Origin of the sequence: Vogesella sp., assembly GCF_046297735.1 — a bacterium.
Classification (GTDB): Bacteria; Pseudomonadota; Gammaproteobacteria; order Burkholderiales; family Chromobacteriaceae; genus Vogesella; species Vogesella urethralis.
Genome location: NZ_JBKBHK010000012.1, coordinates 47,017 through 62,339 on the forward strand (window position 1 = coordinate 47,017; position 15,323 = coordinate 62,339).

The window sequence follows — 15,323 nt, forward strand, 5'->3', positions numbered from 1 at the left end:
GGCGCCGAAAGGCAACACCACGCCCAGTAGGGGCATCGTGTCGCCTGCTAGCGGTTGTGAAACACAATGTCACATTCCAGGTTGTTCTTCTGCATGCCGCGCTGGTTGCTGAGGTTGAGGATCAGCGGGTTGCGCACGTTGGCGCGCAGCTGGGCGATCACCGGGTTGGCCTCTTCGGTATCCAGTTCGCGGTAGATGATCAGCAGCACGGCGGCGTCTTCCGGGCGGGTAAGGCCCAGAGAGGCCACTTCTTCGTCGCTGAGGCTCACTTCGTAACGGATGCCCAGGCGGCTGGGGTCGGTCACGCTGAACAGCACGTCGGGGGTGTCCAGCGATTGCAGCCAGTACACGCGCGGGTTAGCACGGTCGGCGTCGTGGAACAGCTTGAAGCGGGTGCAGTGTTCGAACGCTGGCAGGCCGTGTTCAAAAGTGATGATGGTGTTTTCGTCGACCTCGACTTCGCCCAGCAGGCTGGAGTTGAACAGCATGGCATCCTCCTTGGTGTTGTGTACTTCCTCATTATGCACAAGGTATGGCCGCCGGCACTGACTTTTGTCAGCTTTGTGGCACCGTGCCGGCACGGTACAATGCGGCGCCATGAGTACGCCGATTTCCCTTTATCCCGCCATCGAGGCGGTGCTGATGTGCGATGACGTCGCTGCCAAACCGCAGCAGGCGCTGGCGCTGTACGCCAGCTGGCAGGCAGGTGCCTGCGTGCGTGACGGTGGTGCCTTGTACCGCGTGCCGGCACCGGGCCGCCCGGCAAAGCCGCCGCTGGTGGCGCCGGGCAAGGTGCCGCGCCGGGGCTTGGGCACGCCGGCCGGGCAGGCAGCCTTGCTGCACGCCATTGCCCATATCGAATTCAACGCCATCAACCTGGCGCTGGATGCGGCCTGGCGCTTTCGCGACATGCCGGACGCTTTTGTGGAGGATTGGCTGCGTATTGCTGCCGAAGAGGCCATGCACTTCGGCCTGCTGCAGCAAAGGTTGGCCGCATTGGGGCACACCTACGGCGATTTCCCGGCGCACAACGCGCTGTGGGAGATGGCGGTGGATACCGACCACGACGTGCTGACGCGCATGGCGCTGGTGCCGCGGGTGATGGAGGCGCGCGGGCTGGACGCCACGCCGCCGATCCAGCGCAAGCTGGCGCAAATCGGCGACCACGACTCGGTGGCGGTGCTGGACATCATCCTGCGCGACGAGATCGGCCACGTGCGGGTAGGCAACTACTGGTTCACCACCTTGTGCGATGCGCGCGGGCTGGACCCGCTGCCCACCTTCCGCCGCCTGCTGGCCGATTACCGCGTGGGCTTGCTGCGCGGCGAGATCAACCTGGACGCCCGCCTGGCGGCCGGCTTCAGCCAATTCGAACTGGACATGCTGGAAGACTTTGCCGTGACGCGGCAGCACCCCGGCGAAAGGACACCCGATGCAAAAACTGTTTGATACCCTGCGCCACAAGCGCCGTCTGGCGATGGCGGTGACCGTTGGCGGCACCTTGCTGTTTACCGTAGCCTCCGCCGTGCGCGCCGCGTCGCCCGATAGCTGGGAGGCCGCGCTGGCCTCGGTGCTGATGCTGGTTGGCATCGTCGGCCAGTTCATGGGCCTGCTGGCGCTGATGAAAAAACCCCGTCGCTAAAAGGGTGTTGAAAAACAGGGGTTTAATGTCGCTTAACCGACCGTTTGCCGGCTTGACGCTATCGGGGGGCACGCGCATAATCGCGCCGCACAAAACCCTTATGACCGACAAGGCTCCTACCCGGAGCCTTTTGCTTTGTCTTGTATCCGGAGACACCCATGGATTACCAGGCATTCCTGCGCGAGCTGGAAACACACGCGCTGCCTGCCGCCGATTTCGATCACCGCGCGCACCTGCTGGCCGCGTGGGCCTACCGCAGCCGCTACCCGGCGCGCGAGGCCGCGGCCCGCTGTGCCCACACCCTGTCACGCTATGCCATGGCGCACGGCGCGGCAGAAAAATACCATCACACGCTGACCATGGCGCTGCTGGCCATCATGTACAGCCGGCTGGATGCGCAGCCGGGCCAGCAGGCGAGCTGGGACGATTTCCTGGCCGCCAACGCCGACCTGATGGCCGATAGCCGCGCCATCGTGGCACGCCATTATTCCGAACAAAGACTGCAGCATCATGACGCACGGCGTGCCTTCGTGGCGCCCGACCTGGCGCCCCTGCCGATGTCCTGTCTGCTGCACTGACACCACGAGATTCCGATGAAAGCACCCGAACTGCTCCTGCCCGCCGGCACGCTGGACAAGATGCGCGCGGCCTACGACTTTGGCGCCGACGCGGTTTACGCCGGCCAGCCGCGCTACTCGCTGCGCGCCCGCAACAACGATTTCAAGCTGGAAGAGCTGCGCATTGGTATTGAAGAAGCGCACGCCCGCGGCAAAAAGCTGTTTGTGGCCAGCAACATCCTGCCGCACAACAGCAAGATCAAGACTTACATGTCCGACATGGAGCCGGTGATCGAGATGAACCCGGACGCGCTGATCATGGCCGACCCGGGCCTGATCATGATGGTGCGCGAACGTTGGCCGCATGTGCCCATCCACCTGTCGGTACAGGCGAACACCACCAACTACATGGGGGTGAAGTTCTGGCAGAAGATGGGCGTGGAGCGCATCATCCTGTCGCGCGAGCTGAGCCTGGACGAGATCGCCGAGATCCGCCAGGAATGCCCGGACATGGAGCTGGAAGTGTTCGTGCACGGCGCGCTGTGCATTGCCTACTCTGGCCGCTGCCTGCTGTCCGGTTACTTCAACCACCGCGACCCCAACCAGGGCACCTGTACCAACGCCTGCCGCTGGGACTACAAGGTGCACGACACCCAGGGCGACGACGCCGGTGACGTGAAGCCGCAGAAGATCGACTTCGACTTCGGCAAGGCGCTGGAAGAAGCCAACCAGAGCTTCTCGTCCTGTGGCAGCCAGCAACGCCACCCGCTGGCCGACAAGGTGTACCTGATCGAAGAGGGCAACCGCCCAGGCGAAATGATGCCGATCATGGAAGACGAGCACGGCACCTACATCATGAACTCCAAAGACCTGCGCGCCATCGAGCAGGTGGAGAAGCTGGTGAAGATCGGCGTGGATTCGCTGAAGATCGAAGGCCGCACCAAGAGCCTGTACTACGTGGCGCGTACCGCGCAGACCTACCGCCGCGCCATCGACGACGCCGTGGCCGGCCGCCCGTTCGACTTCAGCCTGTTGGCCGAGCTGGAAGGCCTGGCCAACCGCGGCTACACACCGGGCTTCCTGGAACGCCACCAGACGCAGGAGTACCAGAACTACCTGACCGGCCATTCCATCGCCAAACAGAGCCAGTATGTGGGCGATGTGCTGGAAGTGGACGCCGACGGCTGGGCGCTGATCGACGTGAAGAACCGCTTTGCCGTGGGCGATCGCGTGGAAATCATTCACCCCAGCGGCAATCGCACCGTGGAACTGACCGAAATGACCCGCAACGGCGAAGCCACCAGCGTGGCACCGGGCAACGGCGTGAAGGTGAAGATCCCGGGTATGGCCGGCATGGAAAAAGCGCTGCTGGCACGCCTGCTGTAAGCCGCCACCGCGTTTGTCGTATCAAAAGGCCGCCCATAGAGGCGGCTTTTGTTTTGTCAGGCATGGCCTAGCCTTGCAACATGCTATGCCAACCGTTCGAGGCCGCCATCCTTCTACGATGCGCAGTGCCAGCGCGCTTCTGTACGCGAGTGTAGCATCCTGCATGACATTGCCCTGGCGCTGACAGCCGTGGTGTTGGCCGCAGAGGGTAGTTGTACCATCCGCAGCGGCAAGGTACTGAGCTGTGGCCCGCTTGGAACAGGCGGCTACTTGCGGCAAAGGTTGGCCGCAGGGCGCTTTGGTCGTAAAATTGCTGCATTGCATTCGTGCCGGGCGCTTGTCGCCCGGCCTTTGATTTTATAAAGGCCCACCATGACTATCCAGCAACTGATCAGCGCCCGTGTCGCCGCTGCCCTGGCCGCCGCCGGCGCGCCCGATGCCCCCGCCGTCGTGCAACCTGCTTCCAAACCGGAGTTTGGCGACTACCAGGCCAACGGTGTGATGGGTGCCGCCAAGGCGCTGAAGACCAACCCGCGCGCGCTGGCCGAGCAGGTGATTGCCAAGCTGGACCTGGCCGGCATCGCCAGCAAGGTGGAAATCGCCGGCCCCGGCTTCATCAACATCCACCTCGACCCGGCCTTCATCGCCGGCCGTGTGGCCAACGCACTGGCCGACGACAGCCTGGGCATCGCCAAGGCCGACGCCCGTCGCGTGATGGTGGAGTACTCGTCGGTGAACCTGGCCAAGGAAATGCACATCGGCCACCTGCGTGGCGGCATCATCGGTGACGCGCTGGTGCGCGTGAACAGCTTTATCGGTCACGACGTGATTCGCCAGAACCACGTGGGCGACTGGGGTACCCAGTTTGGCATGCTGGTGGCCTATATGGTGGAAACCCAGAAGGCGGGCGATGCGGCGGTGGAGCTGAAGGATCTGGACACCTTCTACAAGCAGTCCAAAAAGCGTTTTGACGAAGACGAAGCCTTTGCCGACCTAGCGCGCGATTACGTGGTGAAGCTGCAATCCGGCGACGCCGAAGTACTGGCGCTGTGGCAGCAGTTCGTCAAGCTGTCGCTGACCCACTGCAACGCCATCTACCAGAAGCTGGGCCTGTTGCTGAACGACGACGACGTGCGCGGCGAGAGCTTCTATAACGCCGACCTGCCGGTACTGGTGAACGAGCTGCGCGAGAAAGGCCTGCTCACCGAAGACCAGGGCGCGCAAGTGGTGTTCCTGGACGAGTTCAAGAACAAGGAAGGCGAGCCGGCAGCGTTTATCGTGCAAAAACAGGGCGGCGGTTACCTGTACGCCACTACCGATCTGGGGGCCATCCGCTTCCGTATCGGCACCTTGAAGCTGGACCGCGCGCTGTACGTGGTGGACTCGCGCCAGAGCCTGCACTTCCAGCAGCTGTTCACTACCGCGCGCAAGGCTGGCTGGCTGCCGGAAAGCGCCGACTTCGAGCACATCGGCCACGGCACCATCATGGGACCGGACGGCAAGCCGCTGAAAACCCGCTCCGGCGAGAACATCAAGCTGGTCGAGCTGCTGGACGAAGCGATCGAGCGCGCCTTCCAGCTGGTGAGTAGTAAGAACCCAGACCTGCCGGAAGCCGAGCGTCGCAGCATTGCGCAGGCGGTGGGCATTGGCGCGCTGAAGTACGCCGACCTCAGCAAGAGCCGCAACACCGACTACATCTTTGACTGGGACGCGATGCTGAGCTTTGAAGGCAACACCGCACCGTACCTGCAGTACGCCTACACCCGCGTGCAGAGCGTGCTGCGCAAGGCCGAAGACTTCAACCCGGCGGCTGACATCGTGATTGCCGAAGCCGCCGAGAAGCAGCTGGCGGTGGCGCTGACGCAGTTTGAAGACGTGGTGTACACCGTGGCCGAAGGCAGCCAGCCGCATCACCTGTGCGGCTACCTGTACAACGTGGCCACGCTGTTCTCGCGCTTCTACGAGGCCTGCCCGATCCTGAAGAGCGAGGGCGAGGTACGCCAGAGCCGTCTGCAGTTGGCCGCAGCCACTGCCAAGACGCTGAAGGCCGGTCTGGGCCTGCTGGGCATTGCCGTGCTGGAAACCATGTAAGTCCGCCGGATTAGCGGCATGAAAAACCCGCCAGTTGGCGCAATGCCAGTCAGTTAAGCAAATATGCTTGGCTATCAAATGGGAGGACGTGAGTGAAGCGCCTCATCCCGTTGGCGCGAGCCGGTCAAAATGGTGCGCACCAGGTTTTAAGACGCCGATTTGTTTGAGCCCCGAGCCGTTAGCGAGGGGCGAGTTCGGCGGCGCCTGGGGCGTGCCATTTTGAACGGGGTTTCGAGCAGCCCGGGTTGCGGGGGAATGAAAAGGGGGCGGCAATCCGCCCCCTTTCCCGTCTGCCGGGCGGAACCGGCATTTAATCATCGTCCGCATCGCGGACACAAAAGCACCCCTGAACGCAGCAACCCCTTAGTCAAAAAAACGCCAGTCAGTGTTAACTGACTGGCATTAGCCAGTTGGCGGGTTTTTCATGCCAGGTGCCGGGGTAGCGTGTTTAGCGTTGTATGCCCAGCCGTTCTACCTGTAGCGGCACCGGATCTAGCGGAAACCAGTGCTGGTGGATGGCGGCAAAGCTGCCATCCTGCTTGATCTCGGTTAGTGCCTTCTCCCAGCGCAGGATGGTGTCGCGCGGTACGTTGGGTGAAAACGCCAGGTACAGGCTGAGCTTGTCCAGCGTGGCGACCCGCTCGACCGTGGCGGGTGGCAAGCCTTGTTCGCGCAACACATTGCCCACCACCACATTACCTTCTACCCATAGTTTGACGCGGCCGGCTACCAGCATGCGTGCCGAGTGTGCCGGATCGGTAGTGGCAAATACCTGAAAGCCCTTCAGCTTGGCGGTAGACTCGAAAATGCTGCCCCGGTAAGCCGCGGTCGGCAGTTGCTGCATGGCGCCGGGTGGCAGCTTGCGGACGCTGTCGGCGTACTGCTTCAGCGCAAACACGTCAGTGCTGGAGACCAGAATCGGCCCCAGTAGCGTCATCAGCCGTTCGCGTTCGGCGCTGCGGCCAACGGTGAACAGCATCACGTCTTTCTCGTTCAGCAGGCTGTTGTAGGCGCGGGCCCACGGCTGTACCTGAATGGGAGTATTGTCTTTTAGCCGCTCTTGCAGCAAACGCACCACCGCTACCGCCATGCCGTCAGCCTGGCCTTTATGGTTGGCAAAACTTACCGGTGGCCAGTCTTCGGTCAGGATGGTCAGCGCTGCTGCTGGCAGGCTGCTGGCAGCCAGCAGCAGAAGGGCAATCAGCTTGGCTTTCATGGTTCATCCGCAAAGGTGCATGCATCCAATATGGCACATTGCTGTCTATTAGTAGTATTTATTGTTTTCTGGTTCTTTTGAAAAGCATATGCTCCGTTTGGTACCGGCGAAGTCCTACATCTGAGATCAATAGTCGGCGGCCAGCGGAGACCGCCGTATCACATTGAGTGCAATGCCTTACAACGGGCGGGTGGCGTGTTGCAGCCAAGCCAAGGCGTCGCCGCTCACCAGCGGGCTGACGCGGGCGAATACCTCGGCGTGGTAGCCGTTCAGCCAGGCCAGCTCGGCCGGGGTCAGCAAGCTGGGCACGATGCAGCGGCAGTCGATCGGGCACAGCGTCAGGGTTTCGAAACGCAGGAAATCACCAAACTCGCTGCTGCCGGCGTCCACGTTCAGCAGCAGGTTTTCGATACGCACACCCCAGCGGCCCGGGCGGTAGATGCCGGGTTCGTTGGAGGTGATCATGCCGGCTTCCATCGCCATATGCGGTTCGGGGATGGCGCGCGAGATGCTTTGTGGGCCTTCGTGCACGTTGAGGAAGTAACCGACGCCGTGGCCCACGCCATGGCCGAAGTCGATGTTGGCTTGCCAGATCGGCGCGCGCGCCAGCGCGTCCAGCATCGGCGACAGCGTACCTTGCGGGAAGTGCGCCAGGCTCAGCTGGATCATGCCTTTCAGCACCAGGGTGAAGTCGTGCTTTTGCGCGTCGCTCGGCGTGCCTACTGCTACCACGCGGGTGATATCGGTGGTGCCGCCGTGGTACTGGCCACCGCTGTCGATCAGCAGCAGGCCGTCGCCGGCGATCTCGCTATGGCTGTCTTCGGTAGCGCGGTAATGCGGCAGCGCACCGTTGGCGTTAAAGCCGGCGATGGTGGCAAAGCTGGGGCAGACAAAGCCGGGGTGGCGGGCGCGGGCGGCGGTGATCTGCTCGTCGATGGTCAGCTCGGTGATGCGGCTGCGGCCAACGTTGGCCTCGAACCAGGCGAAGAACTCGGCCAGCGCGGCGCCGTCTTGTGCCATGGCTTCGCGCACGTGCACCACTTCGTCGGTGGTCTTGCGCGATTTTTGCAGCGTGGACGGGTTGATCGCTTCTACCACTTGTACGCCATCGGCTACCGCCTGGCGCAGACCCAGCGTGATGCGGCGCGGGTCCAGCAGCAGGCGGCTGTCGGCGGGCAGGGCAGCCAGTGCCGGCTTGGCGGCGTGGTAGTCGGCCACGGTGATGCCATCGGCGGCCAGCGTGGTGGCCAGCGCGGGGTCGATTTTGCCGGCGCCGACAAACAGCGTAGCGCCGTCGTGGCGCAGCAGCGCGTGCGAGATGAACACCGGGTTGTAGTTGACGTCGGCGCCGCGCAGGTTGAACAGCCAGGCGATGTCGTCCAGCGTGGAGAGGAAATGCGCGTCGGCGCCGTGTTGCTGCATGGCGGCGCGTACCGCGGCCAGCTTGTCGCGGCGCGGGGTGCTGGCAAACGGTGGCAAGTGTTCGTAGACCGCGGCGGCCGGCAGCGCCGGGCGCTCGGCCCAGATGGCAGCCAGCGGGTCGAGGTCGGTACGCAAGCGGGCGCCAGCCTTGTCCAGTGCGGCTTGCAGTGCGCGTGCGGCAGCCAGGCCCAGGACGTCGCCGTCCACCGCCAGTACGTCGCCGCTAGCCAGGTTGGCCGCCAGCCATTCCAGGTGCAGCGGGCTGGCCACGGTCTGGATCTTCATCAGCTGGATCTCGCTGCCGGCCAGTTCGGTCTCGGCTTGTACCCAGTAGCGGCTATCGGCCCACAGGCCGGCAAAGCCCTGGGTCACGATCAGCGTGCCCACCGAGCCGTGAAAGCCGGACAGCCAGCGGCGGCCCTGCCAGTAGCCGGGCAGATATTCGGACAAGTGCGGGTCGGACGACGGAATCAGACAGGCGGTAATGCCGTGTTGCTGCATGTGTTGGCGCAGGGCGGCCAGGCGGGCGGAAACAGGGGTGGCGGTCATGATGGTTCTCGCTGGAATATTGTATTCATTTTGCGGCGCGAGACAGGGGCTGGCAAGACGGCCAATCGGACAGGACGCAATGTTCTGTAAACAGGACGCTGCGGTAGTGCGTGTTAATGCCAAACGGCTTGCTGCGCGCCTTGCCCTGGCGCAGCAACGAAAAAACCCCGCCGTAGCGGGGTTGGGCATGCCGTAGCGGGCCGGGTTTACGAACGCTCAACCGCCAGTGCCACACCCATGCCACCGCCGATGCACAGCGTAGCCAGGCCTTTTTTGGCGTCGCGGCGCTGCATTTCGTGCAACAGGGTCACCAGTACGCGGCAACCGGAGGCGCCGATCGGGTGGCCCAGCGCAATGGCGCCACCGTTAACGTTCACCTTGTCGGCGCCCCAGCCCAGTTCGCGGGCTACGCCCAGCGCCTGTGCGGCAAACGCTTCGTTGGCTTCCACCAGGTCCAGGTCTTCCACTTTCCAGCCGGCTTTGTCCAGCGCTTTGCGGGTGGCGGCAACCGGGCCGATGCCCATGATTTCCGGTTCGCAGCCGGTGAGGGCGTACGACTTGATCACGGCCAGCGGTTTCAGACCCAGCTGGTCGGCCTTGGTGGCGGTCATCAGCATCACGGCAGCGGCGCCGTCGTTGATACCGGACGCGTTACCGGCGGTAACCGAGCCGTCTTTCTTGAACGCCGGGCGCAGTTTGGCCAGGCTGTCGGCCGAGGTGCCAGCCTTGATGTATTCGTCTTTGGCAAACGCTACCGGGTCGCCTTTGCGCTGCGGCACCAGTACCGGCACGATTTCGGCGTCGAACTTGCCGGCAGCCTGGGCGGCTTCGGCACGGTTCTGCGAGGCCAGGGCCAGCGCGTCTTGCTCTTCGCGGCTGATGCCGTACTTGGCAGCCACGTTTTCGGCGGTAATGCCCATGTGGTACTGGTTGTACACGTCGGTCAGGCCGTCGGCCACCATGGTGTCTACCAGCTGGGTGTTGCCCATGCGGAAGCCGTCACGCGAGCCCGGCAGGATGTGCGGGGACAGCGACATGTTTTCCTGGCCGCCGGCAATCACGATCTCGGCGTCGCCGCTGGCGATGGCCTGGGCAGCCAGATGCACGGCGCGCAGGCCGGAGCCGCATACCACGTTCAGGGTGGAGGCCGGGGTGGATACCGGCAGGCCGGCTTTGATGACTGCCTGGCGCGCCGGGTTCTGGCCAACGCCTGCGGTCAGTACCTGACCCAGAATCACTTCGCTTACGTCTTCCGGCTTCACGCCGGTTTGCGCCAGCAGGCCTTTGATCACGGTGGCGCCCAGTTCCGGGGCCGGGATCTTGGCGAGGGAGCCGCCGAAGCTGCCAACGGCGGTACGCAGTGCTGCAACGATAACGATGTCTTGCATGGTTTTCTCCAGGTTGTTCTGTTCTGTGCCAGATACGGGTGAAACCGCAATCTAGCACAGAAGTCTTTGCAGATTATTGCAGGGTGGCCAGCTGGGCCGGCATGGCTTTGGCTTGTACGTATTCGCCCGGGGCGTCGCACAGCGCCGGCAGTTCCTTGCTGCCAAAGGCTTTCGGTGCGGCTACCTTGTCACCGGACTGCGGTGCCAGCCAGGCGTCCCAGTCTTTCCACCAGCTGCCGGGGCGGCTTTCAGCGCCGTCCAGCCAGGCATCGGCACTGGCGACCAGATTGTCGTTCACCCAGTAGTTGCGCTTGTCTTTGGTCACCGGGTTGATGGAGCCGGCAATGTGGCCGGAGGCGCCCAGCACGTAGCGGCGCGAGGCGGCACCGCTGAGGTATTGCACGCCGTCGTAGGCCGATTTCCACGGTACGATGTGGTCTTCGCGGGCGGCAAAGATGTACAGCGGGATGTCGATCTGCGATACGTCGATCTTCACGCCGCACAGTTCGATGCTGCCCGGCTTGGTCAGCGCGTTGTTGATGTAGAACTCCTTCAGGAAGAAGGTGTGCATCGGCAGCGGCAGGTCGACGGCGTCGTTGTTCCAGTACAGCAGGTCGAACGGCGGCGGGGTCTTGCCCAGCAGGTAGTTGTTGACCACGTAGTTCCACACCAGGTCGTTGGCGCGCAGGCTGGCGAAGGTGCGGCCCAGTTCCTTGCCGCTGACGATGCCGCCACTGCCGGTGGCCAGCTTGGCTTCGCGGGCCTGGATCAGCTTGTCGTCGATGAAGACCTTGATCTCGCCCGGGTCGGTATGGTCTACCAGCGAGGTCATGAAGGTGGCGCTGTCGATGTAGTTCAGCTTGCGGTGCTTCATCACGCACAGCGCGGTGTTGAGGATGACGCCGCCAATGCAGAAGCCCAGCGCGTTCATCGACGGCTGTTTGGTGATCTTGCGTACCGCTTCGGCAGCGGCGATCACGCCTTCTTCGATGTAGTTGTCCCACTTGTAGTGCTTCATGTCCGGGGTGGCGGAGCGCCAGCTCACCAGGAACACGCGGTAACCCTGGGCCACGAAGTGGCGCACCATCGAGTTATCCTGCTGCAGGTCCATCAGGTAGTACTTGTTCACGCACGGCGGCACGATCAGCAGCGGCTTTTCGTAGACCTGCTCGGTGGTGGGGGTGTACTGGATCAGCTCGATCAGGTTGTTGCGGAACACCACCTTGCCCGGGGTGCAGGCAATGTTCTTGCCGATCTCGAACTTGCTCTCGTCGGACATGGAGATATGACCCTTCTGCAGGTCTTCCACCATGTTCTTCATGCCTTCCACCAGGCTTTCGCCCTTGGTTTCCAGCGCACGCTTCACCACTTCCGGGTTGGTCAGCATGAAGTTGGTCGGGGCCATCGCGTCGATGTACTGGCGGGTGGCAAAAGCCAGGCGTTCTTTGTCTTCGCCTTCCAGCTGGGTTTTGTCTACCAGCTCGGTCATCCATTTGCTGGTCAGCAGATAGCTTTGTTTGAGGAAGCTGTAGAACGGATGGTCGTTCCATTCCGGTGCCGAAAAGCGGCGGTCGCCGGCGGCCGGCTGTGCCTGGGTGGCGGCGGGTTGGCCGAGGAAGCTCAGCCAGATGTTCATCTGTTGCTGGTACAGGTTGTTCTGCAGGGCGATGAACTGGTTGGCGTTTTCCATCATCTGGTTCCACGCGCCGGCCATCGGGTTGGCCGCATCTTGCGGCGACAGGCCGTTACCCAGCGAATTCACGAACTGCTGCATCCACTTCTGATTGGCTTCGGACAGGCTGGCAAAAAAGCTGTCCAGCGAAGTAGGGGTTTCCTGACTCATTGAGATCTCCTTCAAACGGGGGAAGACAAACAGGCCGTGCTGCCGTGCGCGACAGGATGATTGTTCTTGTTTTGGCGCAATCTGCTGAGTAAAGACTTTACCATTGCTTTATGACAAAACACAGCGAGGGCTTGTTGCACTGCGATAAACGCAGCCGCAACGGTTGCATCGGCAACAGCTGGGCGGGATCTGGCGGAGGATTATGACATGTTTATTGAATTGGCATGCGGTTTTCGTGCGTGCATGTCAGGCTGATGCCTGCCGCAGGGCAGGCCGGCGGCAGGCGTGGGGTGGGGGGCTTAAACGATGAAATTGCGGACCTTGTTTTCCAGGTGGTCGGCCTTGTCTTCCAGCTGGTCGGCGTAGCTGTCCAGGTTGACCGCGCTGTCGGCGTTGCTTTCCGATAGCTGGGCAATCTGTTCCACGCGCCGCGCCATGTCGTTGCTGGCAGTGCGTTGCTCGGCCAGTGCGTCGGCAATTTCACTGGCTGACTGTGATACCTCGCGAATGGTGTGCTGGATGCGGGAAATGGCATCCTGGATTTCGGAGGTGAGCGCCTCGCCCTTGCTGACGCGGTTGACGCTTTGTTGCATGGCCAGGTTGGCCGCCTGTGCCGACTGGGTAATCTCGCGCACCATCTGGTCGATCTGGACGGTGGATTGTGCCGAGCGCTCGGCCAGTTTGCGCACTTCGTCGGCCACCACGGCAAAACCGCGGCCCAGGTCGCCGGCGCGCGCGGCTTCGATGGCGGCGTTCAGCGCCAGCAGGTTGGTCTGGTCGGCCACGTCACGGATCACGTCCAGCACGCTGACAATGGTCTGGCTCTGCTGCGCCAGGGCGGCCACTTGCTGTTCACTGTTGCGGATGGCCTGGCCGATGGCGTTGATCTCCTGCAGCGTGGCGTCGATGACGCGCGAGCTTTCGGTGGATACCGTGCCGGCCTGGCTGGCGCGCTGCTGGGCCACCTCGGCGCTATCGGCAATGTGGGTGATGCTGACGGCAAACTGCTCCACCGTGCTGGCAATCGACGAGGTGGCTTCGCTTTGCTGGCGCGAGCTGCCGCTAATGCTGTCGGAGGTCTGACCGATCTGCCGTGCCATCTGGTTGATATTGTCGCTGCTGTGGCGCACGTCCTGGATGATGGTGCCCATGCTGTCCAGCAAACCGTTGAGCTGGCTGGCGATGATGGCCAGCTCGTCCTTGCCGCGTACCGGAATGCGCAGGCTGAGGTCGTGCTTTTGCGTGATGGCCTGGCAGGTGTCGGCCAGTTCGCGCACGCTGCTGTTCAGCCGGCTGGCCAGGCGCCAGGCCATGATGCTGCCGATCAGCAGACTGACCAGCAGCGCGCCGCTGGCAAACAGCAGGCTGGCGTGCAGGTTCTGCTCGCTGCTTTGGTAGTTCTTTTCCGCCTCGGCCAGTTGCAGGTCGATCAGTTGGCTGATGTTGGCGCTAAGCGGGTCCACCGCCGGGTACAGTTTTTTCTCGGCCAGCGTGTGCAGCGCCTCTTTTTGCCCGGCCTGCATCAGCTGGCGGGCTTCGCGTGCTACCCCCAGCGCTTCGCCCAGCCTGGCCTTGGCTTGCTCTACCAGGCGTGCTTCTTCTTCGGTCAGCCGCGTGGCGGTGTAGGCGTCCCACTGGCGCTGGAATTCTTTTTCTGCGGTATTGATGGCGGCGACGCCGTCGCTACTGCTCAGTGTGCCGGCGTTGGTCTTGTGAATGGCATCCACCACATTGACGGCAAACATGTCCGCCACTACCTTCAGCTGCTTGAGCGGAATGACCCGGTCTTGATAGGTGGAAGCGAACGCGTCATTGCTTTTTTGCAGCAACACAAACAGGCTGCCGCACAGCATCATCATCAGTACCAGCAGGCTGCCGGCCAGCCAGAAAACCCGTGCCTTGATGCTCATGCTTACCTCCCAGTAATGTGCACACGCCCTATGCGGATATTTCTGGTTTTAGTGTATTTTTGAATTTGTTGCAGTTCTTTGAATCAATGCGCTTTGTTTTAATAAAGGTTTGTTTATGAATATCCGACTTCAGGGTGAGGATCATCGCGTCGGTACTATTTTCTGTATCGGCCGCAATTACGCCGACCATGCGGCCGAGCTGGGCAATGCCATGGAAGAAGAGCCGGTGGTGTTCCTGAAGCCCGCTGCGGCGTTGCTTGCAGAAGGCAAACCACTCGTCTTGCCGGCCTTTTCACAAGACGTGCATTTCGAGTGCGAGCTGCTGGTGCTGATCGGGCGCGACGCCGACAACGTCAGCATGGCAGAGGCGCTGGATTACGTGGCCGGCTACGGTATCGGCCTCGACCTCACCGCCCGCGACGTACAGAGCGAGGTAAAAGCCAAAGGCTTGCCGTGGACCAAGGCCAAAGGCTTCCGTGGTGCTGCCTGCGTATCGGACTTTGTGCCGGCCAGCGAGCTGGACCCGTTGGCCGCACGCTTTACCCTGCACGTTAACGATGTATTGCGTCAGCAGGGCGATACCACGCTGATGCGCTTTTCGGTGCCGTTCCTGGTGAGCTACCTGTCGCAGCTGTACGGCCTGCGTGCGGGTGACATTCTCTATACCGGCACGCCGGCCGGGGTGGGGCAGTTGCAGCCGGGTGACAGGCTGGCGCTGGACCTGGGCGTGGTACAGGCACAGTGGCAGGTGGCAGCATGAGCAAGGCAAGGTTGGCCGCAGACGACGACAAGGTGCGGCTGGATAAATGGCTGTGGGCGGCGCGCTTCTTCAAAACCCGGCAGCTGGCGCACGAGGCGCTGGAGCTGGGCCGGGTGCTGGTGAATGGCGAACGGGTGAAGGCGTCCCGCGTGGCGCGCGAGGGTGAGCTGCTGCAGATCCGCATCGACCAGCTGGTCTACAACGTTACCATTCTAGCACTGGCCACCCAGCGCCGGCCAGCCGCCGAGGCACGTTTGCTGTACAGCGAAAGCGAGGCATCGGTTGCCGCCCGCGAACACCAGATCGGCTTGCAGAAGGCCGAGCATGCGAGCTTTCCGTACGGTGAGGGGCGGCCTACCAAGAAGGCGCGCCGCGATATCCTGCGCTTCAAGGACAGCTGGTAAGTGGCCGCAGGCGGGCGACGCAACAAGCCTTGCGATCGCCCGTCTTGTGCAGCAGGAAACAGTCTGTTTGCCATCGGGGCGGGCATGCAGGTTTCATGGTGGCGGGCTTTTGCGCTATAGTGTCGCCCCGGTGCGCTGCACCCGCTTCCCTGTGT

At 62.6% G+C, this 15,323-nt stretch carries 13 protein-coding genes; 7 read left to right on the forward strand and 6 right to left on the reverse strand.

The features are described from left to right. Positions 1-47: 47 nt before the first annotated feature. A complete protein-coding gene (fliW, locus tag ACK4FZ_RS13735) occupies positions 48-488 on the reverse strand; it encodes a flagellar assembly protein FliW (RefSeq protein WP_409821782.1) in 441 nt (146 codons plus the stop codon). 109 nt (positions 489-597) lie between these two features. Between fliW and ACK4FZ_RS13740 the strand changes: the two genes are divergently transcribed. From ACK4FZ_RS13740 to argS, 5 genes are all read left to right on the forward strand, one after another. Further along, positions 598-1,449, forward strand: a complete 852-nt coding sequence (locus tag ACK4FZ_RS13740; protein ID WP_409821784.1) for a ferritin-like domain-containing protein — start codon at positions 598-600, stop codon at positions 1,447-1,449. After that, entirely contained in the window at positions 1,433-1,642 is a 210-nt protein-coding gene (locus ACK4FZ_RS13745) for a hypothetical protein (protein WP_144371413.1), read from the forward strand. Before ACK4FZ_RS13740 ends, ACK4FZ_RS13745 begins: the two co-directional genes overlap by 17 nt. A 158-nt stretch (positions 1,643-1,800) precedes the next feature. After that, the gene (locus tag ACK4FZ_RS13750; protein WP_144371414.1) at positions 1,801-2,220 is read left to right on the forward strand and encodes a hypothetical protein; all 420 of its coding nucleotides are present in this window, start codon (positions 1,801-1,803) and stop codon (positions 2,218-2,220) included. 15 nt (positions 2,221-2,235) lie between these two features. Then, positions 2,236-3,585 carry a tRNA 5-hydroxyuridine modification protein YegQ gene (yegQ, locus tag ACK4FZ_RS13755; RefSeq protein WP_144371415.1) on the forward strand — a complete coding sequence of 450 codons (1,350 nt, stop codon included), beginning with the start codon at positions 2,236-2,238 and terminating at the stop codon, positions 3,583-3,585. 372 nt (positions 3,586-3,957) lie between these two features. Continuing rightward, entirely contained in the window at positions 3,958-5,676 is a 1,719-nt protein-coding gene (gene argS / locus ACK4FZ_RS13760; protein WP_409821787.1) for an arginine--tRNA ligase, read from the forward strand. A 448-nt stretch (positions 5,677-6,124) separates the two neighbouring features. On the opposite strand, the gene ACK4FZ_RS13765 is transcribed toward argS, so the two are convergent. The 5 genes from ACK4FZ_RS13765 to ACK4FZ_RS13785 all read right to left on the reverse strand — a co-directional run bounded on the left by ACK4FZ_RS13765 (position 6,125) and on the right by ACK4FZ_RS13785 (position 14,004). Next, positions 6,125-6,892: a substrate-binding periplasmic protein gene (locus ACK4FZ_RS13765; RefSeq protein ID WP_409821789.1), complete on the reverse strand. Its 768-nt coding sequence runs from the start codon at positions 6,890-6,892 to the stop codon at positions 6,125-6,127. Between the two features lie 177 nt (positions 6,893-7,069). Further along, a complete protein-coding gene (locus tag ACK4FZ_RS13770) occupies positions 7,070-8,863 on the reverse strand; it encodes a M24 family metallopeptidase (RefSeq protein WP_409821791.1) in 1,794 nt (597 codons plus the stop codon). 206 nt (positions 8,864-9,069) lie between these two features. Next, a complete protein-coding gene (locus tag ACK4FZ_RS13775) occupies positions 9,070-10,251 on the reverse strand; it encodes an acetyl-CoA C-acetyltransferase (protein ID WP_409821793.1) in 1,182 nt (393 codons plus the stop codon). A gap of 73 nt (positions 10,252-10,324) precedes the next feature. Further along, positions 10,325-12,094, reverse strand: coding sequence for a PHA/PHB synthase family protein (locus ACK4FZ_RS13780; protein WP_409821795.1), 1,770 nt, complete (start codon positions 12,092-12,094; stop codon positions 10,325-10,327). A gap of 299 nt (positions 12,095-12,393) precedes the next feature. Next, the gene (locus ACK4FZ_RS13785) at positions 12,394-14,004 is read right to left on the reverse strand and encodes a methyl-accepting chemotaxis protein (protein WP_409821797.1); all 1,611 of its coding nucleotides are present in this window, start codon (positions 14,002-14,004) and stop codon (positions 12,394-12,396) included. A gap of 115 nt (positions 14,005-14,119) precedes the next feature. Between ACK4FZ_RS13785 and ACK4FZ_RS13790 the strand changes: the two genes are divergently transcribed. Both ACK4FZ_RS13790 and ACK4FZ_RS13795 read left to right on the forward strand, forming a co-directional pair. Beyond that, a complete protein-coding gene (locus ACK4FZ_RS13790) occupies positions 14,120-14,764 on the forward strand; it encodes a fumarylacetoacetate hydrolase family protein (protein ID WP_409821799.1) in 645 nt (214 codons plus the stop codon). Then, complete coding sequence (locus ACK4FZ_RS13795; protein ID WP_144371425.1) at positions 14,761-15,168, forward strand: RNA-binding S4 domain-containing protein; 408 nt, start codon at positions 14,761-14,763, stop codon at positions 15,166-15,168. The genes ACK4FZ_RS13790 and ACK4FZ_RS13795 overlap by 4 nt, the downstream gene beginning before the upstream one ends. Positions 15,169-15,323: the final 155 nt, after the last annotated feature.

Coding starts and splice junctions, on each gene's coding strand:
- ACK4FZ_RS13765 (WP_409821789.1), bottom strand. CDS start 6,892: ATGAAAGCCAAGCTGATTGCCCTTCTGCTGCTGGCTGCCAGCAGCCTG.
- yegQ (WP_144371415.1), top strand. CDS start 2,236: ATGAAAGCACCCGAACTGCTCCTGCCCGCCGGCACGCTGGACAAGATG.
- ACK4FZ_RS13770 (WP_409821791.1), bottom strand. CDS start 8,863: ATGACCGCCACCCCTGTTTCCGCCCGCCTGGCCGCCCTGCGCCAACAC.
- ACK4FZ_RS13785 (WP_409821797.1), bottom strand. CDS start 14,004: ATGAGCATCAAGGCACGGGTTTTCTGGCTGGCCGGCAGCCTGCTGGTA.
- ACK4FZ_RS13775 (WP_409821793.1), bottom strand. CDS start 10,251: ATGCAAGACATCGTTATCGTTGCAGCACTGCGTACCGCCGTTGGCAGC.
- ACK4FZ_RS13780 (WP_409821795.1), bottom strand. CDS start 12,094: ATGAGTCAGGAAACCCCTACTTCGCTGGACAGCTTTTTTGCCAGCCTG.
- ACK4FZ_RS13750 (WP_144371414.1), top strand. CDS start 1,801: ATGGATTACCAGGCATTCCTGCGCGAGCTGGAAACACACGCGCTGCCT.
- ACK4FZ_RS13740 (WP_409821784.1), top strand. CDS start 598: ATGAGTACGCCGATTTCCCTTTATCCCGCCATCGAGGCGGTGCTGATG.
- ACK4FZ_RS13790 (WP_409821799.1), top strand. CDS start 14,120: ATGAATATCCGACTTCAGGGTGAGGATCATCGCGTCGGTACTATTTTC.
- fliW (WP_409821782.1), bottom strand. CDS start 488: ATGCTGTTCAACTCCAGCCTGCTGGGCGAAGTCGAGGTCGACGAAAAC.
- ACK4FZ_RS13745 (WP_144371413.1), top strand. CDS start 1,433: ATGCAAAAACTGTTTGATACCCTGCGCCACAAGCGCCGTCTGGCGATG.
- ACK4FZ_RS13795 (WP_144371425.1), top strand. CDS start 14,761: ATGAGCAAGGCAAGGTTGGCCGCAGACGACGACAAGGTGCGGCTGGAT.
- argS (WP_409821787.1), top strand. CDS start 3,958: ATGACTATCCAGCAACTGATCAGCGCCCGTGTCGCCGCTGCCCTGGCC.